The following is a 26,174-nucleotide window of genomic DNA, read 5'->3' on the forward strand; positions in this document are numbered from 1 at the left end:
TTAGACGGTTCGCCGCCCGGGCGCACCCGGCTGGGGATTAGCTGGCGTGCCGGCTGTAGGCCGGCCGCTGGGCACGCACCTCATAGAGCTTGCGGTCGGCCTCGGCAATGGCGTCTTCCAGGGTGTTGTCGGCGTGGCGCAGGCCCTGCCCCACGGTGAACCCGATCGGGGCCTGGCTGCGGTCGTCGAGCATGCGGGTGGCGATCGCCTGCGTGGCGTCGGCATCGGCGCCACGCAGCATCACCAGGAATTCGTCCCCGCCCAGGCGCACCACCGCGTCGTCGGGCCGCACATGCGTGCGGAGGAACTGCGCCATCGCCACCAGCACCTCGTCGCCGCGCTGATGGCCATAGGTGTCGTTGACCTGCTTGAAGCGGTCCAGATCGATGGCGATGCAGCCCCAGGCGATCCGCTGGCGGGGATCGGCTTCGACCTCGGCGAGGAACCGACGGTTGAAACAACCGGTGAGCGGGTCGCGGATCGCCGATTCGCGCAACCGCCGTTCGAGGTCGCGCCGCTCGGTGATGTCCTGGGCGTGACCCAGCACGTAGGTCTCGGGGCCGGTGGTGTCGAGCATGTTGTTGTACTGCCATGTATGCCGGGTACCGTCCTTGGCCATGAGCTCGAGCACGCCTGAGTCCGCGCCATTGCTGCGCACCCTGTCCAGGTAGGCCGTAAAGGCCGCAGCCACTTCATCGCGCATGAAGTCGAGCAGTGACCGGCCCATCATCTCGGCCACGCGGTATCCCAGGGTGCGTGCGGCGGCCAGGTTGACCGACAGGATCACGCCGTCGAGGTCGTGGGTGCAGATCAGGCCCAGGCTGTTCTGGAACAGGCGCCGGAAGCGCTGCTCGCTCTCGGCCAGGGCTTCCACCGCCTGCTTGCGCACGGTGATGTCCTGCAACGCACCCACCAACCGCCGGGCGCGGCCGTCTTCGTGCTCGACCGAACCTAAGGTGCGCACCCATATGTCTCGCCCATCGGCGGTGACAAAGGGGAGCTCCAGGTCCCAGCTGGTGCCGTCGGAAATGGCACGGGTAAATGCCGCTTCGATCGCCGGGCGGGCCTCGGGCGCATAGAACGCCAGGCCCTCGCGCATGGAAGGCGCATAACCTTCGGCCACGCCGTGGATGCGGCAGGTCGCATCCGACCAGGTGATCTTGTAGGTTTCCAGGTCCATCTCCCAGCCGCCGACGGCCGCCATGCGGCCTGTGCGGTCCAGGAATGCCTCGCTTGCACGCAGGCGTGTCTCGGCGGTCTTGCGCGCGGTGATGTCGATCGCGGTGCCCTGGATCCAGTGCGGCTGGCCACCGAGCCCGAGGCTGGTGATGCGGCCGCGGAACAGCGCCCATACGTCGTGGCCGTCCTTATGCCGCAGCTTGAGCTCCCCGTCGAATTCGTCGCTGCCGGAAGAGGCCAGGCGCCGGGCGCGCTCTACCAGGCGCTGCCAGGCTGACGGCCCACTGAGCGTGGGCAGGCTGATGGTGGTGTAAGGCGCCATCTCCACCGGCGGGTAGCCGATGATGTCCACCCAGCGCCCGTCCAGTTCCAGCTCGCCGGTTTGCACGTTCCAGTGCCAGATCCCGGCCGAGGTACCGTCGATGATCTGGGCCAGCCGCTCGCCGGCATCGGCTTCGCGCTGCAGCGCCGCGTTGCGGTCGATGACCAGGGCACGCTGGTCCAGCGCCTCGGATACAGCGTGGGCCAGTTCGGCAAGGATCGCGCGCTGGCGATCGTCGAGCTGGCGCGGTTCGCGATCGATCACGCACAGCGCGCCCATCCGCAGCCCGTCGTGCAGGCTGATGGGCGCACCTGCGTAGAACCGGATGTCGGGGGAGCCGGTGACCAGGGGATTGGCGGCGAAGCGTTCGTCCTCCCGTGCATCAGGAATTTCCAGCAGCCCGTCTTCAAGGATGGTATGGGCGCAGAAGGCCACTTCTCGCGGGGTCTCGCTGACACCTGGAAGGCCATGGTTGGCCTTGAACCACTGCCGGTGGGTGTCGACCAGGGTCACCATGCCGATCGGTGTCCCGGCGACCAGGGCGGCAGCCCTGGCCAGCGCGTCGAACAGCGGCTCGGATCCGGTATCCAGGACGGCAAGTTCATGCAGCCGTGCGATGCGTCGGCTTTCGTTGGACGGTAGGGGAGCCGGTCGGGTCATGGTAGCGAAGGGGAGCCGGAGGAATGCGCAGCGCATGATTAGCAGAATTGGCGTGGAAAATCCGTCTTACGGTTCACGCGGGTGCCCTTCCCCCAGCCGGCCCAACATACGCCCGCGTACCCGGCCCGGGGTGCCTTGCCGCTAAAATGCCCTTTCCGCAAACACAGGATCAAAGCGCGTGGTCATCAACCCGAAAGTCCGTGGCTTCATCTGCACCACCGCCCACCCGGTTGGTTGCGAGAAAAACGTCATCGACCAGATCGAAGCCACCCGCATCCAGGGCGTCCGCGCCGATGGTCCCAAGCGCGTGCTGGTGATCGGCGCTTCCACCGGCTACGGCCTGGCCTCGCGGATCACCGCGGCCTTTGGTTTCGGCGCCGCCACGCTCGGCGTTTTCTTCGAAAAGCCGGCCACTGAAAGCAAGACCGGCACGGCCGGCTGGTACAACTCCGCCGCCTTCGAGCGCTTGGCCCATGAGGCCGGCCTCTGGGCCAAATCGATCAATGGCGATGCGTTCTCCAATGAGGCCCGTGCCCGCGCCATCGAGATCATCAAGGCCGAAATGGGCGGCGAGGTGGACCTCGTGGTTTATTCCCTGGCTTCACCAGTGCGCAAGCTGCCCGATACCGGCGAGCTGGTGCGCTCGGCGCTCAAGCCCATCGGCGAGTCGTACCAGGCCACCTCGATCGACACTAACAAGGACGCGATCATCAAGGTGGCGGTGGAACCGGCCACCGAGCAGGAAGTGAAGGACACCGTCACGGTGATGGGCGGCGAAGACTGGGCCCTGTGGATGGATGCGCTCGCCAGCGCCGGCGTGCTGGCGAAGAATGCCCGCACGGTGGCCTATAGCTACATCGGTACCCAGATCACCTGGCCGATCTACTGGCACGGCTCGATCGGCCAGGCCAAGCAGCACCTTGACGACACCGCGCACCAGCTTACCCGGCGCTTCTCCGACCATGGCGTGGTGGCCCAGGTCGCGGTGATGAAATCGGTGGTAACCCAGGCCAGCGCCGCGATCCCGGTGATCCCGCTCTACGTATCCCTTGTCTTCAAGATCATGAAGGAAAAACGGTTGCACGAGGGCACCATCGAGCAGACCAACCGCCTGTTCCGCGAGCGCCTGTACCGTACCGACGGCGCAGTGCCGGACGTGGACGAGGAGGGCCGCCTGCGCCTGGACGACTGGGAATTGCGCGATGACGTTCAGAGTGAATGCACCGCCCAGTGGGATGGCGTTACCACCGAAAACCTCTTCGACACCACCGATTACCGCGGGTACAAGATCGGCTTCCTGCACCTGTTCGGTTTCGCGCGCCCCGACGTGAACTACGAAGCCGACGTCAAGCCCAACCCCGAGTTCGACTGCATCGAGCTTTGACACAGCGCCGGACAAGGGTGATGCCGCTTGCCATCGCCCTGGGCGTGGCAAGCGTGTCATTCGTCCACGCGAATCCACACGACGCTGCCGCCACGCTTTCACGCCTTCGCGTGGAAAGCCAGGACACGCCGCTCGCGATCGATGCGGCGCACCCTCGTTTCAGCTGGCAGGTGCAAAGCGACCAACGCGGGGCCAGACAACTTAGCTGGCGCCTCACCGTCGCGACGTCGCCCGGTCTACTTGATGACGGCAAGCCCGATATCTGGGACAGCGGCCGCGTGGCCTCGCCCGAACCGTTCGGCCACGCCTACGCCGGCCCTGCCCTGGCATCGGGTACGCGCTATTTCTGGAAGGTGGACGTCGATACCAGCTCTGGTCACGCTGCACGCACGGCGAGCTTCGCCACCGGCCTTGTGGACGAAACCGCCTGGGCGGGTGCACGCTGGATCGGCAAGGGCGATGCAGGCACACGCGCCGCGCCGCTGCTGCGCCGGCCGTTCAGCACCGAAGCTCCAGTGGCGAGGGCAACACTGTATGTCGCCGCCGGTGGCTATGCCGACGTTACGCTGGACGGAAAGCCCGTCGGCCCTGCCGTGCTGTCGCCCGGTTTCACCAATTACGACAAGCGCGTGCAGTACGTGGCCACCGACCTTACCGCCGCCCTGCAGACTGCGGGCGGACATGTATTGGGCATGGAACTGGGCCGCGGTTTCTATGGCCTGACCAATCCCGATGTCTGGCATTGGGAGCGAGCGCCGTGGCATGGCGAACCGCGCGTACGTGCCAGGCTTGCCATCGACTTCGCCAACGGACAGCACCAGGACATCGTCACCGGCGACGACTGGAAGCTGATCGACGGCCCCACCCTGCTCGATGATCTCTACGGCGGCGAAACCTACGACGGGCGCCGCGCGCAACCGGGATTCGACGCAACCGGCTTCGACGACTCCGCATGGCGCGCGGCATCGCTTGTTCCCGCACCGCGGGGGCGCCTGGTTTCCCAGCCGCAGCCATCGATCACCGTGGCCACCACGCTCGCGGCCAACGAAGTGACGCAGCCGACGCCCGGCGTTTACGTATTCCGCTTCCCGCGCGTGATCGCCGGCTGGGCGACATTCGTCGCAAAAGGCCGCGCCGGCGACACCATTGTCGCGCGCTATGGCGAGAAACTGCTTCCTGATGGCAGCGTGGACGTCCGGGATCGCCACCACTATTTCAAGGAAGGTTTCCAGACAGACCGATTCACCCTGTCGGGCAAGGGCGAGGAAAGCTGGCATGCGAAATTCTCGTACAAGGGATTTCGTTACGTGGAAGTCAGCGGCTGGCCCGGCGGAGCGCCCGCGCGCGATGCCGTCACTGTGCAGGTGGTGCATTCGGACGTTGCCGAGACATCGTCGTTCGATAGCGCGAATGACCTGCTCAACTGGATCCACCGCGCGGCCGTGGACACCGTGCTGAACAACCTGCAGGGGATTCCCACCGATACCCCGATGTACGAGAAGAACGGCTGGACGGGCGATGCGATGGTGGGCGCGGACATGATGCTGCGCAATCTCGACGCCGGTACCCTGCTGGCCAAGTGGGTCGATGACATCAGCGACGCCCGTAACGCGAACGGCGCCCCCTTGCTGATCGCTCCCAACCCGGGCTGGGGTGACGTTCGCGCGCCGCCCTGGCATGCGGCGTACATCCTGGTGCCATGGTCGCTGTACCTTCACGACGGCGACCTGCGCGTGCTGGCCGATCACGAACAAGGCATGGCCGCCTACGTGAGGCTGGAATACGCACGCTCGCCCGGGGGCATTGCCACCACGGAGCTCGGCGACTGGGTGAGCCCTGAAACCGATCCTGATGGCGAGAACGCCCCCGAGGACAAACGCGTCGCCGCCACCGCCTATCTCTACCGGATGGTCACGACCATGGCCGACATCGAGCACGTGCTTGGCAAGGACAGCGATGCGGCTCGTTTCCGCGGCATGGCCGACAACGTTCGCAAGGCGTTCAACCAGGCGTTCTACGACACCCATGCCCATGTCTATCGTGGCCAGGTCGACCGGGGCTATCGCCAGGCACACAATCTCTTCGCCCTGGCCTTCGGTCTTGCACCGGAAGCCGATCGCGGTTTGATCGCCGCGAACCTGGCCAACGATGTCCGTGCCCGCGGCAACCACCTGGATACCGGCGCACTGGCCACTAAGATCATCCTGCCGGTGCTAAGCCATTCCGGCCACGAGGCCGAGGCCTTTGCCGTGGCCACCCAGGTGACTTTCCCCAGTTGGGGTTTCTGGCGCGCACAGGGCGCGACGAGCCTCTGGGAGCACTGGAAGGCGGCATCGCGTTCGTGGGGACATTATTTCCTCGGCACCGCGGACGATTGGCTGTTCGGCGACGTGGCCGGATTGCGTCCGCTGGAACCGGGCTGGCGACGCATCGAGGTGGCACCCCTGTTCACCGGCTTCCTCGACCACGCGCGCGGCAGCGTGCTGACGCCTTACGGCGATGCTGCGGTTTCGTGGCAGCGCCGTGGCTCGCAGTTGGAACTGAAGGTGGATGTACCCGTCGGCGCCACGGCGCTCGTGCGCTTGCCCACGGACAATCTGCGCGGTGCGAGCGAATCAGGCACGACGCTGGACAAGGCGCGCGGGGTCCATGTCGGCAAGGCCTGCGGGCCCGGCGCATGCGTCACCGTGGACTCGGGCCACTACGACTTTTCGATGCCGGCAACATCATTGCAATAATCACCGGCTAGCGTGCGCACTCCCCCTGCCCGCGGCATTCGCGCGGCAGAAGCCATGCAAGCAGGTACCATGATCCTCGCCTCCAAACGCCCGTTGCCACGCGCGCTCATCGCCGGTGGCATTCTTTTCGTGGCTGCCGTGATCGGCGGCGTGGCCTGGCGTGGACACCATGCTGCGGCCACCACGGATACGTCCAGCGCCGCCACTGCCCAGGCGCCCAGCAACGACTCCGCTGACACCGATGACTCGCCCACGGCCATCCTGCTGGGCCTGGCACGCACCTCGATCCGTGAAAACCGGCTGATTGCCCCCCAGGGCAACAACGCTTTCGAGTACTACATGAGCGTGCTTGACCTGGACAAGACCAACGCCACGGCGCAGGAGGCCTTGCGCGAATCCTTCCCGCAAGCGTCCGACCAGATCGACCGCGCGATCCTTGACAAGGATCTGGACGAGGCACAGCGCGAAATCACCCTGCTGCGCGAATACGATCCGGATAACTACGTATTGCTGATCCTGGGCGCCAAGCTCGATGCGCAACGGAAGCTGGTGACTGCCGAGGACGAGGCACGGGCGCTGACCATGCGCCAGACCGCCGCAGGCAAGTGAAAGGCTCTATACAGGCGGAATCGCTTATGCTTAGGCTTCCATATGGCATAAGCAAGGATAAAAACCGCATGGCGCTCAAGCTCGACGCTCTCTCTCCGAAGGAACTGCACGCCCTCATCGCCGATGCTAAATCCCGCGTGGAAGGCGCCCGTAGCCAGCAGGTCAAGGCGTTGCGCAAGACCATCGAGGGCATGATCAAGGCCGAAGGCCTCGAACTTGCCGAAGTCTTCCCTGCCCTGGGCACGCGCACGAAGAAATCCAAACGTGCCGGCGCAGGCGTGGCGCGCTACCGCAACCCGGCCAACCCGTCGCAAACCTGGACAGGCTTCGGCAAGAAACCCAACTGGTTCATCGAAGCAGTACGCAAGCGCGGCGTCACCGCCGAAACGCTGTTGATCGATCCGGCCCGCACGCCCGCAACAACGAAGACCACCACGGCAAAAAAGGCCGCACCCCGGAAGTCCACGGCGAAGAAAGCCACGCGTAAGCGCGCGTAAACCGAGGACGCCCTCGTCGCTCGGGTGTGGTCGCGGGAGCCGGGGGCCATCAGCCTCGTCGCTCCGGTTCCACCGGCGCTTGGGAGAAGAGGCCGCTGCGCGGCTTTTTCTTATGGCTTACGCCCCGGCGCGCGCGCGTTGCGGGCGTGGGTTTTCGAGGCGGCCTGCGGCCTTCGCGAAAACGGCCGGCTGAAGCCGGCCCCCTGCGGGCCTTTTCCGCCCGCAACGCTCGGTTCCACAAGTCGCTGACGAGGCTGATGGCCCCCGGCTCTGGACAGTCCGAAGTCGCGTGACGGGACAACGTGGCTGCCTCACATGAGACGTTTGTGCTTGCGCACTAAAGAGCGATCGGCACGTGCAAGGTCACGCAAAACACCTATGCCATCCAAGCACTCCCGACGTGAACCTCACCGTTTGGCGAGAGCGGGCGGGGCGCCGCGGCGGCGGCTCCGTGCGAAGGCGAAGGGCTTCGGTCGGATCAGGCCCGCAGGGGGCCGGCCATGGATGGCCGGCCGTTTTCGCTGAGCCAGGATGGCGAATCGAAAACCCCCGGCCGAAGCCCGTCCCGATGGGGCGCAGCCCCGAGGGTCGCCGCAGCAGGAGCCGCCGCCGCGGCGCCCCGCCCGCTCTCGCCAAACGGTGAGGTTCACGACCGCGCGGCCTCACGGCAACGTAAGGCCGCCTTCGATGCAGGTCACGACGTCGCCGCCTACCCAGATGTCGTTGCCTTCCTGCTGGACGTGTACGCGGCCGGCGCGGCCCAGCACCGTGCCCTGGCTTGCCACGTAGCGCGACGGCGCCATGTCGGCGCCGATCAGCCATTGTGCGATGCCTGCATTGAGGCTGCCGGTGACCGGATCTTCCGGCATGCCGTCGCCGGGGATGAAGGCGCGGACTTCGAAGTCCGCCTCGCCACCCCAACGTGCCACGATGCCGAGCTTCATGCCGAGGATCTTGCCCAGGTCCGGGCGGATATCCAGCAGGGTCTCACGGTCCCTCACCAGCACGGCGGACCAGCCGGGGCCGTTGTCCACCCACTGGTGGCCGATGACGTCGTCCGGTTCCAGGCCCAGGCCATCGACGATGCGTTCGACGAGGTCGTCCTCGAGTGGGCCTGAGCGCAACAGCGGCGGCGCGGCGAAAGCCAGCCGCTTGCTGTCGCGGCGGATGCGCACGAGCCCTGCTTCGCATTCCTGGACAACCTGCTCGCCACGGGGGACGCCGCCGGCTTCAAGCCACGCGTGGCAGCTGCCCAGGGTGGGATGGCCGGCGAAGGGGAGCTCCCTCATCGTGGTGAAGATACGCACGCGATAGTCCGCCGCGGGATGGGTCGGGGCGAGCAGGAACGTGGTTTCGCTAAGGTTGGTCCACCGGGCGAAATCCGCCATGCGCGCGTCGGACCAGTCGTCCGCGCCATGCACAACCGCCAGTGGATTGCCCTTCAGTGGCTCGGCCGAGAAGACGTCGACCTGCCGGAAACGGTAATTCGTCATCAGCCAAGCATATCGGGTTTCTTGTCCGTCGCATGTCCGCCGGGGGTGTCCGCGGACATCCGAGCAAGCTCGGGCCGTCACGCCAAGTAAATGATCCGGAAAGGGAATTCTGCCGCGGGTAACGATGGCACGGCGCTTGCCTCGCATGGCTTGTCCTTATCCGGAACCCAAGCCTCCATGCGGATCAAACTGCTGCCTCTCATCCTCGGCTCCCTGCTGGTCGCGCCCGTTGCGCATGGCGAAGACCTGATGGATGCGTTCCGCCAGGCCATCGCCAACGACCCGGTGCTGGCCACGTCCAACGCCACCCGGCTTGCCGTGGCCGAAGGCGTGCCCCAGGCACGCTCGGCGCTGTTGCCGCAGCTTTCGGCGGGGCTGGATATCAACCAGGTGCATGGCGGCTCCGGCGGCACCACCATCGTCAATGGCAACTCGGTCAACACTGGCGCCGGCCACACGCGCCAGCGCGACTTCACCGCGCAGCTTGATCAATCCGTGATCGACCTCTCCCGCATCGCCAACCTCCGCGCCGCGCAGTCCACGCGCGACTCGCAGGACGAAGTGGATCGCGCCGCCCTGCAAAACCTGTACATCCGCGTCACCAATGCCTACTTCAACGTTCTGGTGGCGCAGGAGCAGCTTGAAGTGGACAAGTCCTACGAGGACGCCTACAAAAAGGAATTCGAACAATCGAGCGAGCGCTTCAAGGACGGCCTGGCGATGGCAGCGGACGTTACCCAGTCGCAGGCCTACTACAACTTCATCAAGTCGCAACGCATCAGCGCGATGGACGCGCTCAAGGACTCAAAGCGCGCGCTCGAACAGATCACCGGCCAGGAAACACAGACCCTGAAAACCCTGCGCGAGGACATCCCCATGCAGGGTCCGACGCCGGCTGATGCCAAGGCTTGGGTGGATGCCGCGATGGAAACCAATCCGACGATCCTGGCCGCACGCTACACGGTCAAGGCCGACGAGCATAAGGTCAGCGCCGCCCGCGCCGGCCACCTGCCCACGCTGTCGCTGGGGCTCGGTTACAACAAATTCGGTACCTGGTCGAACGTCAACCAGGGCGACACCGGCCAGATCGGTCCCGGTTACGGCCCGGGCACCACCACCGTGGGGCTTACGCTAAGCGTCCCGGTGTTCAGCGGCGGCCTGACCCAATCCCAGGTGCACCAGGCGATCTACCAGCGCGATGCCGATCAAGGCGTGCTGGAAAGCCAGCGCCGCCAGGCCGCGCGCGATGCCAACAACTTCTACAACCAGGTAGTGGACGGCATCGAACAGGTAAGCAGTGCCAAGCTGTCGGTGGATGCGGCGAAGAAGTCGCTCGAATCCATGCGCGCGGGCAACGACATCGGCACGCAGAGCCTGACCAACGTGGTGGTGGCGATCCAGGTGCTGGCCGAGGCGCAAAGCGAATACACCCTGGTGCGCCACCAGTTCGTGCTGAACAAGCTGCTGCTCAAGCAGGCGGCAGGCACGATCGACCTGCACGACATCGAGGACGTCAACCGCCTGTTGCAGTAGGCGTGGGCGAGACGTTCAGCCGGGGCCGGGCGACTTTGAGGTACTTCTCCTCGAAGGCCGCCGGGGCCAGCGGGTAGGACATGTAGAAGCCCTGCACCTGGTCGCAGTCGAGCGCGCGCAACTGCTCGGCCTGGTGGAGCGTTTCCACGCCCTCGGCCACCACTTCCATCCCTAAGGTATGGGCCAATGCGATGATCGCCGAGACGATCGCCTTCGACTCCACGCTGTCGCTCTCCAGCGAATGGGTGAAAAAGCGATCGATCTTCAGCTGCTTGGCCTGGAATTTCTGCAGGTATGCCAGCGACGAATAGCCGGTGCCGAAATCGTCGATGGCGAACTCGAAGCCGCGCTCCTGGAAATCGCGCAGGATCTCCACTGTGCGCTCGGCGTCCTGCATGGCGACGGTTTCGGTCACCTCGAACATGATCAGCGAGGGTTTGAGGCCCGCATCGGCAACGATCTGCGCGGCCATGTCCACCAGGTCCGGCTGTGATAGCTGCAGCGGCGACAGGTTGATCGCCACGCGCATCGGTGCATGGCCCTTGTCCTGCCATTCGCGCATCTGCCGGCAGGTCTCGCGCATCACCCATTCCCCGATGCGGGAAATCTGCCCGGTACGCTCGGCCACGCCGATGAATTCCAGGGGAGATACCGAACCGAGCACCGGGTGGGTCCAGCGGGCCAGCGCCTCGGCACCCGTCAGCTTGCCGCTGGGGCCGTCGTGCTTGGACTGGAAATGCACTGAAAGTGTGCCGTCCTCAGTAGCCGTCTGCAGCCCGCGCTGGATATCGAGCATGCGGATGGAGCGCTGCTTCATGTCCATCTCGAACACGCGGAAACCGTTGCGGCCGCTTTCCTTGGCGCCGTACATGGCAACATCGGCGTTGGCGATAAGCTCGTCCACCGTTTCGCCATCGGTCGGGTAGAAGGCGATGCCGATGCTGGGCGTTACCCGCAACGACGTACCGTTGACGGTGAAATTCTCGCGCATACGGGCGATCGCCCGCTCGGCCACCTGCATGGCGGTATCGCGCGACACCAGGCGCTCGACCACGGCGACGAATTCATCGCCACCCACGCGTGCAAGCGTGCCGCGGCGCAGGCCCGACGACAACCGCCCGGCCACCGCGCGAAGCAATTCATCGCCGAAGGAATGGCCCAGGGAATCGTTGATCGCCTTGAAGCCGTCCAGGTCGACGTAGAGCACCGCCACTTCGGTGTTCTGCTGGCGCGCTTCCTCGATCGCCTGCTCCAGGCGGCGTCCCAGGGTCACCCGGTTGGGGAGGCTGGTCAGCGGATCGTGCGTGGCCATGTGCAGCAGGCGGCTGTTGAGCTGGTTGATGGAGCCGGACAACCTTTGCGTGTCGCGATGCAAGCGGCTTTCAAGGTACGAAAGCATCAGCCCCACCACCAGGATCGCCGTACTGATCACACCGGCTACCAGGGCCAGCACGTTGGGACTCAAGTCCGACGCCGCGCCGCAGATCGAACCCGGCAGGAAGTTGGCGGCGGCCATGCCGCTGTAATGCATACCGGCAATGGCAAGCCCCATCACCGATGCGGCGGTGGCGCGCTTGAACACCAACTGGCTCTGGCGGCTGTCCTTCAGCGCGTGGGCAATACTGATCGCTGCGATCGAGGCACCGATGGCAATCAGTACCGAGGCGCTGAACCAGTAGGGGTCATAGACGATGCCCGGCATCATCAGCATGCTGGCCATACCGGTGTAGTGCATGCCGGCGATGCCAAGCCCGAGGGCAACCCCGCTCACGGTCAACAGCGGCCATCTCAGGCGCTGTGTGGCCACCAGCAGCAACACGAAGTAGGACACCACCACCGCGATCAGCCCCGACGCCGCGGTGAGCTCGAAATCGAAGCCCATGGCGATGGGCATGCGCAGGGCCAGCATGCCGATGAAATGCATCGACCAGATGCCCACGCCCAGCGCAAACGCTCCTCCGCATAGCCAGGCCTGCCGGACCAGCGCCGTCCTGACCATGGCAATGCGGCCGGACAGGTCCAGTGCCGTGTACGAGGCCAGGAAGGCCACGAGCAGGGAACAGCCCACCAGCGCGAGGTTGTAATGTCCAGTCATGAAGAATTTCGCGGCCTGCCAAGGGGCAGCCCCATCCGTGATGATAACGGCTCACATCAAGAATTCTTGAATCCTGGGCGCCAAGCGGCTGTATAATCTTCGGCCATGGCGCGGTGGGAGAAGCGGTCCTAAGGATCGCTGCCGAAGGCGCAACGCCCGTAATCGCTCAGGCTCCCATACCACCGAACCGTTGCAACACTCTGGAGAGACCGGTCAAACCCGGCGCCGAAGGTGCACGAAGCCGCTTTGAGGCTTCCAAACTCTCAGGCAAAAGGACAGAGGGGCGCCCCACGTGCCGGCACGGCACGACTGCCCTATGCCCTGAGAAACCCCATGGCCCAGCCTCGCTCCCCTTCCCTGCGCGACCTCGAATACCACGGCGCCTTCATCGATCGCCACATCGGCCCGAACGACGCTGAAATCGGCGCCATGCTGAACGTCCTGGGCCACGACTCGCTCGATGCCATGACCGATGCCATCGTTCCGGCTTCGATCCGCTCGCCCAAGGCGCTGGCCCTGCCGGCCGCCATGACCGAAGTGGAAGCCCTGGCCCGCATCCGCGCCATCGCCGACAAAAACCAGGTGTTCCGCAACTTCATCGGCCAGGGCTACTACGGCACCCACACGCCGAACGTGATCCTGCGCAACGTGCTGGAGAATCCGGCCTGGTACACCGCCTATACCCCCTACCAGGCGGAAATCTCCCAGGGCCGCATGGAAGCGCTGATCAACTTCCAGACCATGGTTGCCGACCTCACCGGCATGGACATCTCCAACGCTTCCCTGCTGGACGAAGCCACCGCCGCCGCCGAGGCCATGGCCCTGGCGCGCCGCTCGGCCAAGGCGAAGTCGAAGGTGTTCTTCGTCTCCTCAGGCGTGCACCCGCAAACCATCGAAGTGCTGCGCACCCGCGCCGATGGCATCGGCATCGAGGTGGTGGTAGGCGACGATGCCGACGCCGCCGGTACCGATTGCTTCGGCGTACTTCTGCAATACCCCAATACCTTCGGCCAGGTGAATGATTACAAGGCGCTGGCCGATGCAGTGCACGCGCGCGGCGGCCTGGTCTCGGTCGCAACGGACCTGTTGGCCCTTACCGTCATCGCTTCCCCTGGAAGCTGGGGCGCGGACATCGTCGTTGGCAACAGCCAGCGCTTCGGCGTGCCGTTCGGCTTCGGCGGTCCGCACGCTGCCTATATGGCCTGCCGCGATGCTTATAAGCGTTCCATGCCTGGCCGCCTGATCGGCGTGTCGGTGGACGTCGAGGGCAAACCCGCCTATCGCCTTACCCTGCAAACCCGCGAACAGCACATCCGCCGCGAGAAAGCCACGTCGAACATCTGTACCGCGCAGGTGCTGCTGGCGGTGATGGCCAGCATGTACGCCGTGTACCACGGGCCGGAAGGCCTGGAGCGCATTGCCCGCCGCACCCATCGGCTGGCGGCGATCCTGGCCGCGTCGCTGCGCCACGCCGGGGCAACGGTCGGGCCGGACTTCTTCGACACATTGCACGTGGTGGGAATCGATGCCCCCGCCGTGCATGCCGCCGCCGCGAAGGCGAGCATCAACCTGCGCACGATCGACGCATCGTCGGTGGGCATCAGCCTGGATGAAACCAGCACGCGCGAGGATGTCATCGCGCTGGCTGCGCTTTTCAACGCCCACATTACCGATATCGACGCCCTGGACGGCAAGATCGCCGACGCCCTGCCGGCAGGCCTGTTGCGCGACACGCCCTACCTGCAGCACCCGGTGTTCAACACCCACCACAGCGAACATGAGCTCCTGCGCTACCTGCGCGGCCTGGCCGACAAGGACCTGGCACTGGATCGCACCATGATCCCGCTGGGCTCGTGCACCATGAAGCTCAACGCCACCGCCGAAATGATCCCGGTAACCTGGCCCGAATTCGCCAACATCCATCCGCTGGCCCCGGCCAACCAGGCCACCGGCTACAAGCAGCTGATCGACGAACTGGAAGCGATGCTGGTGGAATGCACCGGCTACGATTCAGTCAGCCTGCAGCCCAACTCTGGCGCGCAAGGCGAATACGCGGGCCTGCTCGCCATCCGCGAATACCATCGCTCGCGTGGCGAAGGCCACCGCGACGTCTGCCTTATCCCTGAATCGGCCCACGGCACCAACCCGGCCTCGGCGCAGATGTGCGGCATGGAGGTGGTGGTCACCCGTTGCGACGCGAACGGTAACGTCGATGTCGCCGACATCCGCGCCAAGGCGGAGAAATACTCCCAGCGCCTGGCGGCGCTGATGATCACCTACCCCTCCACGCACGGCGTGTTCGAAGAAGACGTGGTGGAGATCTGCGACGTCGTGCACCAGCACGGCGGCCAGGTGTATACCGACGGCGCCAACATGAATGCACTGGTCGGCGTGGCGCGCCCGGGCAAGTGGGGCTCGGACGTTTCGCACCTTAACCTGCACAAGACCTTCTGCATCCCGCACGGCGGCGGCGGCCCGGGTGTCGGCCCCTGCGCGGTGAAGTCACACCTGGCTCCGTTCCTGCCGCGTGCCTTCGGCGAAGAGGGCAAGGGCGGCATGGTGAGCGCGGCGAGCTTTGGCTCCGCATCGATCCTGCCCATCAGCTGGATGTACATCACCTTGATGGGGACCTCGGGCCTGCGCAAGGCCACCCAGGTGGCGCTATTGAACGCCAACTACATCGCCAAGCGCCTGGAAGCACACTACGACACGCTGTACACCGGCCGTAACGGCCTGGTGGCGCACGAGTGCATCCTGGACCTGCGCCCGCTCAAGGACGCCACCGGTATTGGCGCCGAAGACGTGGCCAAGCGCCTGATCGACTTCGGCTTCCATGCCCCCACGCTCAGCTTCCCGGTGGCCGGCACACTGATGGTCGAGCCCACCGAAAGCGAATCGCAGCACGAACTGGACCGCTTCATCGACGCCATGATCCAGATCCGCGACGAAATCCGCGCCGTGGAAGAAGGCAAGCTCGACCGCGAGGACAACCCGCTCAAGCACGCCCCGCACACCGCCACCCAGGTGACCGCCAGCGAGTGGAAGCATGCCTATCCGCGCGAACTGGCGGCGTTCCCGCTGGAAAGCCTGCGCCAGCAGAAGTACTGGTCGCCCGTGGCACGCGTGGACAACGTGTACGGCGACAAGAATGTGTTCTGCAGCTGCGTGCCGCTCGAAGCGTTCAAGGGTGAGATCGAGGCGTTCAGCGAGCCGAATGTCGCGTGAGACCAGGACGTTTGAAAACCTGAACGTTGCTTGAGGAAAACGCCGCGAAAGCGGCGTTTTCTTTACGTCGGAATCCGTCAGTTCGCCAGCGCCAGTTCCACCGCCGCGTTCGCGTGCAACCCGGCCGTGTCGAACAACGGCGTCGTCACATGTTCCGGTTGCACGAGAAGCATCAACTCCGTGCAGCCAAGGATGATGCCTTGTGCGCCTCGTTCCACCAGTTGATCGATCACTCGCAACACCACCTCGCGCGAGTTCTCGCTAATCACGCCATGGCATAGCTCATCGTAGATCAACGCATGCACCGCATCGCGCCCGGCAGCACCGGGAACGATCGCCTCGATCCCGTGCTTCTCCCGCAAGCGATCGATGTAGAACGGACGCTCCATCGTGAAGCGCGTGCCAAGCAGGCCCACGCGGGTGATGCCAGCCGTCTTCAGGGCTTGCGCTGTCGGATCGACGATATGGATGAAAGGAATGCGCAGCGCTTCCTCGATCGCGCCGGCCACCTCGTGCATCGTATTCGTGCACAACAGTACGAAGTCCGCGCCGGCGGCCTGGACCTGCCCCGCCGCCTGCGCCAGCAACTGACCGGCGGCGTCCCAGCGACCTTCCTGTTGCATGCGCACGATGTCGTCGAAGCAGACGGTCACCATCACGCTACGTGCGTTGTTGTGCCCGCCCAGGCGCTCCTTCATGCCCTGGTTCACCAGGCGGTAGTACTCCGCCGAGGATTCATGGCTCATGCCGCCGATCAGGCCGATGGTCTTCATGCGCGAATTCTGCGTGGGAGGGTCCCCAGCATCATTCCACGATCTGGTATTTCGGTTGCTAAACCCGTCGAAAAAAAGGGCCCGCAAGAGGGCCCTTTTTTCAGACGCGAGGTGATGGCCTCAGCAATTACCCGCGCGTTCGGCGAACGGGTCGTCCAGCACGATGGTGTCGTCGCGGTCGGCACCGGTGGCGACCAGCGCCAGGCGGCAGCCGGAGAGCTCTTCCACGGCACGCAGGTAGGCACGTGCCGCGGGGGGAAGCTTGTTCCAGTCGCGGATGCCTGCGGTGGATTCTTCCCAGCCGGGGAAGTCCAGGTACACCGGCTTGCACTCGTCCCAGCCATCGGCATCGAGCGGTGCCAGTTCGCGGCGCTTGCCGCGGTATTCATAGGCGATGCAGACGCGGATGGATTCCAGGCCGTCGAGCACGTCGAGCTTGGTGATGGCCAGGCCGTTGATGCCGTTGATCTGCACGGCGCGCTTCAGGGCGACCAGGTCGATCCAGCCGCAGCGGCGCGGACGGCCCGTGCTGGCGCCGAATTCGTTGCCGACCTTGCGCAGGCGCTCGCCCATTTCATCATTGAGTTCCGTGGGGAACGGACCGCTGCCCACGCGCGTTGCATAGGCCTTGCAGATGCCAAGTACATAGTCGATATCGGCGGCGCCGACGCCGGTACCTGCCAGCGCTCCACCGATGGTGGTGTTGGATGAGGTGACGTACGGATACGTGCCATGGTCGATGTCCAGCAGCGCGCCCTGCGCGCCTTCGAACAGGATGTTGCCGCCATCGCGACGGATGTCGTGCAGGATGGTGGCAACGTCGTCGATCATCGGGCGCAGGTACTCGCCCCAGGTCAGGGCTTCGTCGAGCACCGTCTGGTAGTCGACGGGATCGGCCTTCAGCCACTGGGTAAGCACGAAGTTGTAGTACTCCACCGCGGCCTTGAGCTTCTCAGGAAGCTCGTGCGGGTACATGAGGTCGGCCACGCGGATCGAGCGGCGGGCGACCTTGTCTTCGTAGGCCGGGCCGATGCCGCGGCCGGTGGTGCCGATGGCCTTGGCGCCGGAAGCGATCTCGCGGGCCTTATCCAGGGCAATGTGGTACGGCATGATCAGCGGCGTGGCCGGCGAGATCTTAAGGCGCGGGCGAACGTCCACGCCCTGGGCTTCGAGTTCCGCGATCTCGCTCATCAGCGCGGCCGGCGACAGCACCACGCCGTTGCCGATCAGGCAGAGCGCGTCGTCGCGCAGGATGCCCGACGGGATCAGGTGCAGCACCGTCTTCTTGCCCTTGATCACCAGGGTATGGCCGGCGTTATGGCCACCCTGGAAACGGGCTACCGCGCCGACGCGCTCGGTGAGAAGGTCGACGATCTTGCCCTTGCCTTCATCGCCCCACTGGGCACCGAGGATGACTACTGATTTACCCATGGCTCTCTTGCTCGCAAAGAAATAGGAAACGTTTAGGTGTGGCCGGTGCGCTGATGATCAGCGCGCCTTGGCTCCGCCATCATTGAAGTACCGCAGGAAATCCGACTCCGGCTTCAGCACCAGCACGCCTTTGCCGTCCAGGAACGAGGTGCGGTAGGCCTGCAGGCTACGGTAGAAATCGAAGAAGTCCGGATCCTGTCCGTAGGATTGCGCATAGATGGCGGCCGCCTGGGCGTCGCCATCGCCACGCACCGTGGCGGCCTCGCGTCCGGCGTCAGCCAGCAGCACCGCCTTCTGGCGATCGGCATCGGCACGGATTCGCTCGCCCGCTTCCTTGCCGCGCGAGCGCAGATCCTGCGCCAGCTGCTGGCGCTCGGCGCGCATGCGCTTGTATACCGAATCGCTTACCTCATCGGGCAGTTCAATGCGCTTGATGCGCACGTCCACCACTTCGATGCCCAGGCTGCGTCGTGCCGCGGCGTCGGTCTGGCCGCGCACGCGGTTGGTGATGTCATCGCGGCCATTGGCCACCACCGCCTGCAGCGGACGGGAATTGAACTCGAAGCGCAGGGCATCCTTGACGATCGGAATCAGGCGTTGTGCGGCCTGCAGCTGCTCGCCGGCCGTGGCGCGGTAATAGGCCGCGTTGTCGGCGATCCGCCACTTCACGTAGAAATCGACGTTGATGCTTTTCTTCTCGGAGGTGAAATAGCGCTCCGGCTGGGCATCGAGATTCAGGATGCGGTTGTCCAGCAACACCACCTGCTGCACCACGGGCAGCTTGAAGTGGAGGCCGGGGTTGTAGTCGGCACGGATGATGCGGCCGAACTGGAGCAGCAGGGCGCTCTGGCCTTCGCTGACGACAAAGGCGCTGTTCAGGCCCAGCAGGACCACCAGCAGGCCGACGAAACCGTAAACGATTTTCATGGCTTGGCCTCCTGCGCGGGATTGGTGTCCACGGCGCCGGCCGCCGACTGCACCACGCCCGTCAACGACCGCGCCGGGGCACGCTCGGACGGCAGGTTGATGATGTTCTTGCCGTTGCTGCCATCCACTACCTTGGCGTTGTTGGCCATCACCTGCTCCATGGTTTCAAGGTACAGGCGGCGACGCGTGACGCCAGGCGCGGCCCGGTATTCCTTCAACAACTGGTTGAACTGCGTGGTATCGCCGGTGGCCCGGGCGACGCGCTCGGCGAGATAGCCTTGGGCCAGCGCTGCCACGCGCGCGCCCTGGGCGCGGGCGTCGGGCAGCACGCTATTGGCGTAGGTGCGGGCCTCGTTTTCGCTGCGCTGCTTGTCTTCACGCGCGGCGTTGACGTCATCGAAGGCGTCCTTCACCTCCGCCGGCGGTGCCACGTTCTGGAAGCTGATGTCGTTGACCACCAGGCCCGAGTTGTAGCTGTCGAGGGTTTTCTGCAACGCCGAGCGGATCTGCTGCTGCAGGGTTTCACGCGTCTTCGGCTCGATCACGGCAGCGGCCGGAGCGGCAACCGTGCCGGCGGCGGCGGGTAGGTCGCCCGGGCTGGTCAGGATGTTGTCCATGTCGTTGGCACCGACCACCGAGCGCACGGCGGCTTCGGCGGCCAGGCGCAGCGTATCGGGCGGCGGCTCGCCCAGCGAGAACAGGAACTTGCGTGCGTCGGAGACCTGGAACTGGACGTTGAAGTCCACCGTGATGATGTTTTCGTCACTGGTGAGCATGCGGGCGTTGACCGACACCGACTGCACCTGGGTGGTCTGCACGCGGGTGACCGTCTCGAACGGCCGCGGAAGCTTCAGGTGGAAGCCCGGGGCGAGCATTCGCGAAAACTCGCCGAATCGCAGCACCACGCCTACTTCGCGCGCGCCGACGATGACGTAACTGGACAGCAGTAGCCAGGCCAACAGGATGGCCAGCACCACGGTGACGATACCGCCACTGTTCCCCAACCGGCCGAAGCGCGATTTGAGGCTCTTGATCAAGCCATCGATGTCGGTCTTGCGACCGCTGGCCCGCTGGCGGTTCCAGGGATCCTTCTGGCCGTTGCCGGGTTCGTTCCATGCCATGGGCGGCATACTCCATTTTAAGAACGCAAACGGGGTCAATCTTACCAGATAAGACGGGCACTTGGCCCACACTGGCGGGGATTTCAGGCCTCGACGGGGGCCTCAGCTTCGAGCAGTTGCCGCAGCGGCGCGGCATGCTCGTCGCCACCGGCCAAGGGAGCCAGGACGCTGCGCGGAGCGTCCAGGTCCAGGTGCCAGCCTGAATCATCGATGCGTTCGGCCGTGATCGCCCCGGCGGCCTTCAGCCGGGCATGCAGCCGGCCGGCACCCAGTGACAACGACACCGTGGCATGGACTCTTTCACCACCCAAGAGCTCGCCCAGCACCACCCGCAGGCCATCCAGGCCTTCGCCGGTAGCGGCCGAAAGCCACACCTGGGAAGGCTTGCCTTCGGCGTCGCGGTCGACCCGGGCCGGCAGGCCAGCCAGGTCGATCTTGTTCATGACGGACAGTTGCGGCACGTCGCCTGCGCCGATTTCCTCCAGCACGCCATTGACCACCCGTCGGAGGAGCTCGCGTTCGTCGTCGGCCGCGTCGCTGACATGCAGCAGGAGGTCCGCATCGCGGGCCTCGGCCAGGGTGGCGCGGAAGGCCGCGACCAGGTCGTGGGGCAGTTCCCGGATGAAGCCGACCGTATCGGCCAGCACCGCAGGGCCGCAGGAGAGGTCGTCCACCTTGCGCACTGTAGGATCGAGCGTGGCGAACAGGAGGTCCGCCGCGTACACGCCACCGGTGGTGAGGGCGTTGAACAGGGTGGACTTGCCGGCATTGGTGTAGCCCACCAGGGCCACCCGCGGCACCGTGTTACGCAGGCGCGAGCGGCGTTGCTGGGTGCGCTGGGTCTGCACTTTTTCCAGGCGTTTGCTCAGCATCTTCACCCGCTCGCCGAGCAGGCGGCGGTCGGTTTCCAGCTGGGTTTCGCCAGGACCGCGCAGGCCGATGGCACCGCCGCGCTGGCTGTCCAGATGCGTCCAGCCGCGGACCAGGCGCGTGGCCAGGTGCTTCAACTGGGCCAGTTCAACCTCCAGCTTGCCTTCGTGCGAGCGGGCTCGCTGGGCGAAGATGTCCAGGATTAGCCCGGCGCGGTCGACCACGCGCACGGAGAGGTGTTTTTCCAGGTTGCGTTCCTGGACGGGAGTGAGGATGTGGTCCACCAGCACCACGTCCGCTTCCAGGGCGCGGACGGCCTCGGCGACCTCGTCGGCCTTGCCGGTACCGATGTAATACCGCGGATTGGGATCTTCCACTCGTGCAGCCACGTGGCCCAGCACTTCGGCACCAGCCGAGCGGACCAGTTCGGCGAATTCTTCCCCGCGGCGAACGCCGTCGCCCATGCTGCGCGAGTGCGGTAGCACCAGCAACGCCCGTTCGCCTTTCTTTTTTCTATCGAACACTAAGGTTGTTCCGCCTGGAGGCTACGGATCGTCCCGTAGCCTCCCTTGGTGTAGGCGGACCGGGCCAGTATCAAGCGTCCGCTTCGATCCCGGCCACACCACCCTCGGCATGGTTCTCGTGGCCGCCCACCCGCACGTTGCGGCTGGGCACGACGGTGGAGATGGCATGCTTGTAGACCATCTGGCAGACCTGGTTGCGCAACATCACCGCAAACTGGTCGAACGACTCGATGGTGCCCTGCAACTTGATGCCGTTGACCAGGTAGATAGCCACCGGGACACGCTCGCGGCGCATGGTGTTCAGGAACGGATCTTGCAACGACTGCCCTTTGGACATTTTTTCTTCTCCCCTCGCCAACCGACAGGACCAGGTAAAAAAGACGCCTTCCGGCGCCCCGGTCCCAAGTGCTTGGAATCTTAACTGCTTTTAAATCACGTTAGAAAGCGGTCTGCGTCACGCCGCCGAAAGTGGGACGAAAAGCCGGGTCGCGGCGGTCACGGATGCCTCCAAACCGCCGCGATCCGGGTCGAAAACCCGGGCATCGAGCTGCCCCCGGAGCCAGGTCCGCTGCCGTTTGGCCAGCTGGCGGGTGGCGAAGACGCCCCGGTCGCGGAACTCAGGCAGGGACGTTGAGCCGTCCAGGTGTTCCCATGCCTGGCGATAACCCACCGCGCGGATGGCGGGCAGGTCGGGGTGCAGGTCGCCCCGCGCCCGGAGCTGGCGAACTTCATCGAGGAAGCCGTCGGCGAGCATCTGGTCGAACCGGGCGGCAATGCGTTCAGCCAGCGGGCCGCGGTCGGCGGGGACCAGGGCAAGCTTCAGGACCCGCCAGCCGAACGGCGTGCGCCTGGATTGTTGCTGTTCGCTCAAGGGGCGGCCGGTAAGTTCGATCACTTCCAGCGCCCGCTGGATGCGCTGGGCATCGCCAGGCTTGATCCGCTCGCCGGCGATGGGGTCCAGACGGGCCAGCCTCTCGTGCATCACGGCCCAACCTGCCTCCCTGGCTTCCCCCGCCAGGCGCGCCCGCACGTCGGGGTCGGCGTCGGGCAGGTTGGAAAGCCCTTCGTGCAAGGCGCGGAAATACAGCCCGGTGCCGCCGACTAGCAAGGGAATGTTGCCCCGGGCGTTGATGGCCTTCATGGCCGGCACCGCATCGGCGGCAAATTCCGCCGCCGAGTAAGGCTGCGCCGGGTCGCGGATATCGATCAACGCATGCGGATAACGGGCTTGCGTTGCCCGGTCGGGTTTGGCGGTACCGATATCCATGCCGCGGTACACCAGCGCGGAGTCCACGCTCACCAGTTCGACCGGGAACTGATCGGCCAGCCTGCACGCCAGCGCCGTCTTGCCCGAGGCGGTCGGGCCCATCAGGAAGATGGCAAGAAGGCGTGAGTCGCTGGGCATGCGCGGCATGGTAGCCGGTTAGTGCCCCTTGCTTGCCGGCACGCCAAGCTCCTGCAGCAATGCAGGCGATGGGTACACCTTGTCCATCAGCCAGCGCATGTAGCGCATGTCCACGTGGATAGCCCGCTTGTAGCGAGGGTCGTACATCCAGCTGGCGCTGACCGCTTCCCAGTTGCTGTCGAAGTTCAGCCCCACCAGTTCACCGCGGGCATTGAGCACTGGCGAGCCGGAGTTGCCGCCGGTGGTATCGAGGTTGGAGAGGAAGTCGACCGGCAGACTGCCAAGCTTGGTGTCCGCGTAGCTTCCGAAGTCACGCTTGCCAATCGCCGCCAGCAACGGTGCGGGCGCATCGAAGGGGATTTTTCCGGTGTTCTTTTCCACGATGCCTTCGACGGTGGTGAGCGGCGCATACGTCACCGCGTCGCGTGCCTTGAGCGGCGTCACCTTGCCGTAGCTCACTCGCAAGCTGCCGTTCGCGTCCGGATACACCGCCTTGCCCTGCGATTGCCGGTAGGCGATCAAGGCATGCATGTAGGTCGGGCGCAGGCGCATCAGATCGCCTTCGCGCGCCTTGCGTTCATCGTCCATGCGCAGCAAGGCCGGACGCAAGGTGCGCGAGAGCACCAGCAGGGCGTCGTCGGCGCCGGCCACTTCGCCCGGTGCCGCGTCAAACCACTTCAGGCGCGTGGCTTCGTCACCCAGCTTCGTGGCGCCGTATATCTTGTCCAGGGCTGTTTTCAGGCTCTCAGGTGTACGTCCGAAAGCCTTGTCGAACTCGGGAACGCGCTCGGTATCGGGCAGCTTCTGGTACCGGGCGAGCGCCACCGTGATCAGTGCTTCCTCCACCGCCGGCTGGTAGCGGCGCGAGACCTGCTTCAACTGGCTGCGGATCAGTTCCTCGTCGCGCTTCTGGTAACCCGATTCCCGCTCGGCGTCGGGCTTTGCACGCTCCAGTGCCAGGCGGTCGATCGATAGCGCCGCGCGCATCAGCTGGGTTTGCGAGGTGAATACGCCCAGGACGAGGTCACGCCCGCGCACGCCCTTGCCTGCATCGAGCACGCCGGAGAGCGCATCGATGCCGGCTTTGGTTGCAGCAGCATCGGGCCGCGCCGCAAGCCAGGCCAGCATGGCTTTCTCGTCGTCGGCGCGCACGGTTACCGCATCGCTGCGGCGCAGACCCTCCAGTTCCCCCGAGTAGCGCTTGATCACGTTCTTCAGCGATTGCAGTTGCGATGCGTAGCGGATCTCAGCGTCCTTGTCGTTCTTGCCGGCGGCTTCGATCACGTCCTGAAGTTCGGTGAGCAGGTCCACCGTGGTCGGCAGGCGCCACTGCACCTGGTCGGCGAATTCATCGGCGGTACGGTGGCGATAGGTGATGCCCGGGTAGCCCGCCAGCATGACGAAGTCGCCCTCGGCCACCCCAGTGCGGGCCACCTGCAGGTGCGCCGGCGGATGGTAGGGCTGGTTTTCCGGCGAATAGTCGGCAGGCTTGCCGTCCTTGCCCACATAGGCGCGCAGCACGGTGAAATCGCCGGCATGGCGCGGCCAGACGAAGTTGTCCACTTCGTCGCCGTAGTTACCGATCGCGCGCGGTGGGGCGTAGACCAGGCGCAGGTCGCGCAATTCCAGCTGCTTCACCAGGTAAAAATCGGTGCCGTAGAACATGTTGGCGACCGAACACTTGATGCCCTCGCCCTGCTCGCATTCGGCCACCAGCTTCTTGCTGGCGGCGTCCACGGCGTCGTAGTAGGCGCGGCCGGTGGTGCCGCGGGCGCCTGCGAGCACCTTGTCGGTGACCTTGTCGAAGCCTACCGTCACGCGCAGCCGGTAGTCGGGGTTGGCCGGGAGCTCGCCGGCGCGGTCGGCGGCCACGTAGCCCTGGGTAATCAGGTCCCGGTCGGGCTTGGAGTTGTACTGGATCACCCCGAAAGCCACGTGGTGGTTGGTCACCACCAGGCCGTCGGCCGAGACAAAAGCCCCGGTACCGCCACCGATCTTGACCACGGCGGAAAGCGGCGGCCGGGTAAGGTCAGCCAGTTCCGCCGGATTGCCCTTGAAACCGGCCAGGGCCAGTGGTTTGGCAATGGAGGGGAGCTGCGAGGGCAGCCACATGCCTTCATCGGCGCGGACGTCGGTGGCCAGCGCCATGGCGGCGCCCAGCACGGCAGTTCGGACTTTCATGGGTCTTCCTTGGGGTGTGCCCTGCACTCGCGCAGGATTTCACGAAACATAGACCGAACCCGGCCTTACGGGCAAACCCACCCCCTCCCCTCGTATAATCCGTGGTTTGGCCCGTACCCCGCGGGCGCCCGCACGGAACTACCCCATGCAGCAGACGATGAAAGCCCTGGTCAAGCGCAAGCCCGAGCAGGGCATCTGGATGGAAGAAGTGCCGGTGCCGGAAGCCGGCCCGAACGAAGTGCTGATCAAGATGGAAAAAACCGCCATCTGCGGCACGGACCTGCACATCTACAAATGGGATGAATGGTCCCAGCGCACCATCACGCCGGGCCTCACCATCGGCCACGAGTTCGTCGGCCGCATCGCGGCGATCGGCCCGGGCGTCACCGGCTACAAGATCGGCGACCGCGTCTCGGCCGAGGGCCACATCGTCTGCGGACATTGCCGCAACTGCCGCGCCGGCCGCCAGCACCTGTGCCCGAACACCGTCGGCATCGGCGTGAACCGCAACGGCGCCTTCGCCGAATACATGACCATGCCAGCCTCCAACCTGTGGCCGATCCCCGACCAGATTCCCTCGGAACTTGCCGCGTTCTTCGACCCGTACGGCAACGCCGCGCACTGCGCGCTGGAATTCGACCTGATCGGCGAAGACGTGCTGATCACCGGCGCCGGCCCGATCGGCATCATTGCCGCCGGCATCGCCAAGCATGTGGGCGCACGTAACGTCGTGGTAACGGACGTCAATGATTATCGCCTGAAGCTTGCCGCCGACATGGGCGCCACCCGCGTGGTGAACGTGTCCAAGCAGTCGCTGAAAGAAACGGTGAAGGATCTGCACATCGAGGGCTTCGACGTGGGCCTGGAGATGAGCGGCAACCCGCGCGCCTTCGCCGACATGCTCGACTGCATGTATCACGGCGGCAAGGTGGCCATGCTCGGCATCATGCCGCGCGGCGCGGGTATCGACTGGGACAAGGTGATCTTCAAGGGCCTTACCTTGCAGGGTATCTACGGCCGCCGCATGTACGAGACCTGGTACAAGATGACCCAGATGGTCCTTACCGGCTTCCCGCTGCAGAAGGTGTTGACGCACCAGATCGCCATCGACGATTTCCAGAAGGGCTTTGACCTGATGGATGCCGGCAATTGCGGCAAGGTGGTTTGTTCCTGGAATTGAGGTAGGGGGCATTCTTGCCCCTACCCC

18 protein-coding genes and 2 riboswitches are annotated in these 26,174 nt (G+C 65.2%); of the genes, 7 read left to right on the forward strand and 11 right to left on the reverse strand.

Features of this window, described 5'->3' with window-relative positions:
* Positions 1-37: 37 nt before the first annotated feature.
* A complete protein-coding gene (locus tag NDK18_RS12735) occupies positions 38-2,161 on the reverse strand; it encodes a PAS domain S-box protein (protein ID WP_250627972.1) in 2,124 nt (707 codons plus the stop codon).
* 178 nt (positions 2,162-2,339) lie between these two features.
* Here NDK18_RS12735 and fabV point away from each other — a divergent pair, with 178 nt between their 5' ends.
* From fabV to NDK18_RS12755, 4 genes are all read left to right on the forward strand, one after another.
* The gene (fabV, locus tag NDK18_RS12740; protein ID WP_250623892.1) at positions 2,340-3,545 is read left to right on the forward strand and encodes an enoyl-ACP reductase FabV; all 1,206 of its coding nucleotides are present in this window, start codon (positions 2,340-2,342) and stop codon (positions 3,543-3,545) included.
* 20 nt (positions 3,546-3,565) lie between these two features.
* Positions 3,566-6,283, forward strand: a complete 2,718-nt coding sequence (locus NDK18_RS12745) for a family 78 glycoside hydrolase catalytic domain (protein WP_250627973.1) — start codon at positions 3,566-3,568, stop codon at positions 6,281-6,283.
* Between the two features lie 54 nt (positions 6,284-6,337).
* Positions 6,338-6,892: an energy transducer TonB gene (locus tag NDK18_RS12750; protein ID WP_250623894.1), complete on the forward strand. Its 555-nt coding sequence runs from the start codon at positions 6,338-6,340 to the stop codon at positions 6,890-6,892.
* Positions 6,893-6,960: 68 nt separating this feature from the next.
* Positions 6,961-7,389: an H-NS histone family protein gene (locus NDK18_RS12755; RefSeq protein WP_250623895.1), complete on the forward strand. Its 429-nt coding sequence runs from the start codon at positions 6,961-6,963 to the stop codon at positions 7,387-7,389.
* 662 nt (positions 7,390-8,051) lie between these two features.
* Here NDK18_RS12755 and NDK18_RS12760 read toward each other — a convergent pair.
* Positions 8,052-8,882, reverse strand: a complete 831-nt coding sequence (locus NDK18_RS12760) for a PhzF family phenazine biosynthesis protein (protein WP_250623896.1) — start codon at positions 8,880-8,882, stop codon at positions 8,052-8,054.
* A gap of 177 nt (positions 8,883-9,059) precedes the next feature.
* On the opposite strand from NDK18_RS12760, the gene NDK18_RS12765 reads away from it, so the two are divergent.
* Positions 9,060-10,415 (forward strand): TolC family outer membrane protein, encoded by a 1,356-nt coding sequence (locus tag NDK18_RS12765; RefSeq protein WP_250623897.1) that lies wholly within the window; start codon positions 9,060-9,062, stop codon positions 10,413-10,415.
* Here NDK18_RS12765 and NDK18_RS12770 read toward each other — a convergent pair.
* Complete coding sequence (locus tag NDK18_RS12770) at positions 10,396-12,510, reverse strand: putative bifunctional diguanylate cyclase/phosphodiesterase (protein WP_250623898.1); 2,115 nt, start codon at positions 12,508-12,510, stop codon at positions 10,396-10,398. The two genes, NDK18_RS12765 and NDK18_RS12770, sit on opposite strands and share 20 nt — an antisense overlap.
* Before the next feature lie 106 nt (positions 12,511-12,616).
* A riboswitch (glycine riboswitch) is annotated at positions 12,617-12,700 on the forward strand.
* Positions 12,701-12,799: riboswitch (glycine riboswitch) on the forward strand.
* Positions 12,800-12,843: 44 nt separating this feature from the next.
* On the opposite strand from NDK18_RS12770, the gene gcvP reads away from it, so the two are divergent.
* Positions 12,844-15,735, forward strand: coding sequence for an aminomethyl-transferring glycine dehydrogenase (gene gcvP, locus NDK18_RS12775; protein WP_250627974.1), 2,892 nt, complete (start codon positions 12,844-12,846; stop codon positions 15,733-15,735).
* A gap of 77 nt (positions 15,736-15,812) precedes the next feature.
* Here gcvP and NDK18_RS12780 read toward each other — a convergent pair whose 3' ends face one another.
* The 8 genes from NDK18_RS12780 to NDK18_RS12815 all read right to left on the reverse strand — a co-directional run bounded on the left by NDK18_RS12780 (position 15,813) and on the right by NDK18_RS12815 (position 24,967).
* On the reverse strand, positions 15,813-16,508 hold the full coding sequence (locus NDK18_RS12780) for an aspartate/glutamate racemase family protein (RefSeq protein WP_250623900.1): 696 nt from the start codon (positions 16,506-16,508) through the stop codon (positions 15,813-15,815).
* Between the two features lie 120 nt (positions 16,509-16,628).
* On the reverse strand, positions 16,629-17,939 hold the full coding sequence (locus NDK18_RS12785; RefSeq protein WP_250623901.1) for an adenylosuccinate synthase: 1,311 nt from the start codon (positions 17,937-17,939) through the stop codon (positions 16,629-16,631).
* A gap of 57 nt (positions 17,940-17,996) precedes the next feature.
* Entirely contained in the window at positions 17,997-18,866 is an 870-nt protein-coding gene (hflC, locus tag NDK18_RS12790; protein WP_250623902.1) for a protease modulator HflC, read from the reverse strand.
* The gene (gene hflK / locus NDK18_RS12795) at positions 18,863-19,987 is read right to left on the reverse strand and encodes an FtsH protease activity modulator HflK (RefSeq protein ID WP_250627975.1); all 1,125 of its coding nucleotides are present in this window, start codon (positions 19,985-19,987) and stop codon (positions 18,863-18,865) included. Before hflK ends, hflC begins: the two co-directional genes overlap by 4 nt.
* Positions 19,988-20,070: 83 nt before the next feature.
* Positions 20,071-21,381, reverse strand: coding sequence for a ribosome rescue GTPase HflX (gene hflX / locus NDK18_RS12800; protein ID WP_250623904.1), 1,311 nt, complete (start codon positions 21,379-21,381; stop codon positions 20,071-20,073).
* Positions 21,382-21,451: 70 nt separating this feature from the next.
* Complete coding sequence (gene hfq / locus NDK18_RS12805) at positions 21,452-21,718, reverse strand: RNA chaperone Hfq (protein ID WP_250623905.1); 267 nt, start codon at positions 21,716-21,718, stop codon at positions 21,452-21,454.
* A 117-nt stretch (positions 21,719-21,835) separates the two neighbouring features.
* Positions 21,836-22,786, reverse strand: coding sequence for a tRNA (adenosine(37)-N6)-dimethylallyltransferase MiaA (miaA, locus tag NDK18_RS12810; protein WP_250624436.1), 951 nt, complete (start codon positions 22,784-22,786; stop codon positions 21,836-21,838).
* Between the two features lie 18 nt (positions 22,787-22,804).
* Positions 22,805-24,967: a S46 family peptidase gene (locus NDK18_RS12815; protein ID WP_250623906.1), complete on the reverse strand. Its 2,163-nt coding sequence runs from the start codon at positions 24,965-24,967 to the stop codon at positions 22,805-22,807.
* A gap of 157 nt (positions 24,968-25,124) precedes the next feature.
* On the opposite strand from NDK18_RS12815, the gene tdh reads away from it, so the two are divergent.
* Complete coding sequence (tdh, locus tag NDK18_RS12820) at positions 25,125-26,147, forward strand: L-threonine 3-dehydrogenase (protein WP_250624437.1); 1,023 nt, start codon at positions 25,125-25,127, stop codon at positions 26,145-26,147.
* Positions 26,148-26,174: the final 27 nt, after the last annotated feature.

This window comes from Pinirhizobacter soli, assembly GCF_015905305.1.
In the GTDB taxonomy this organism is placed as follows: domain Bacteria; phylum Pseudomonadota; class Gammaproteobacteria; order Xanthomonadales; family Rhodanobacteraceae; genus Pinirhizobacter; species Pinirhizobacter soli.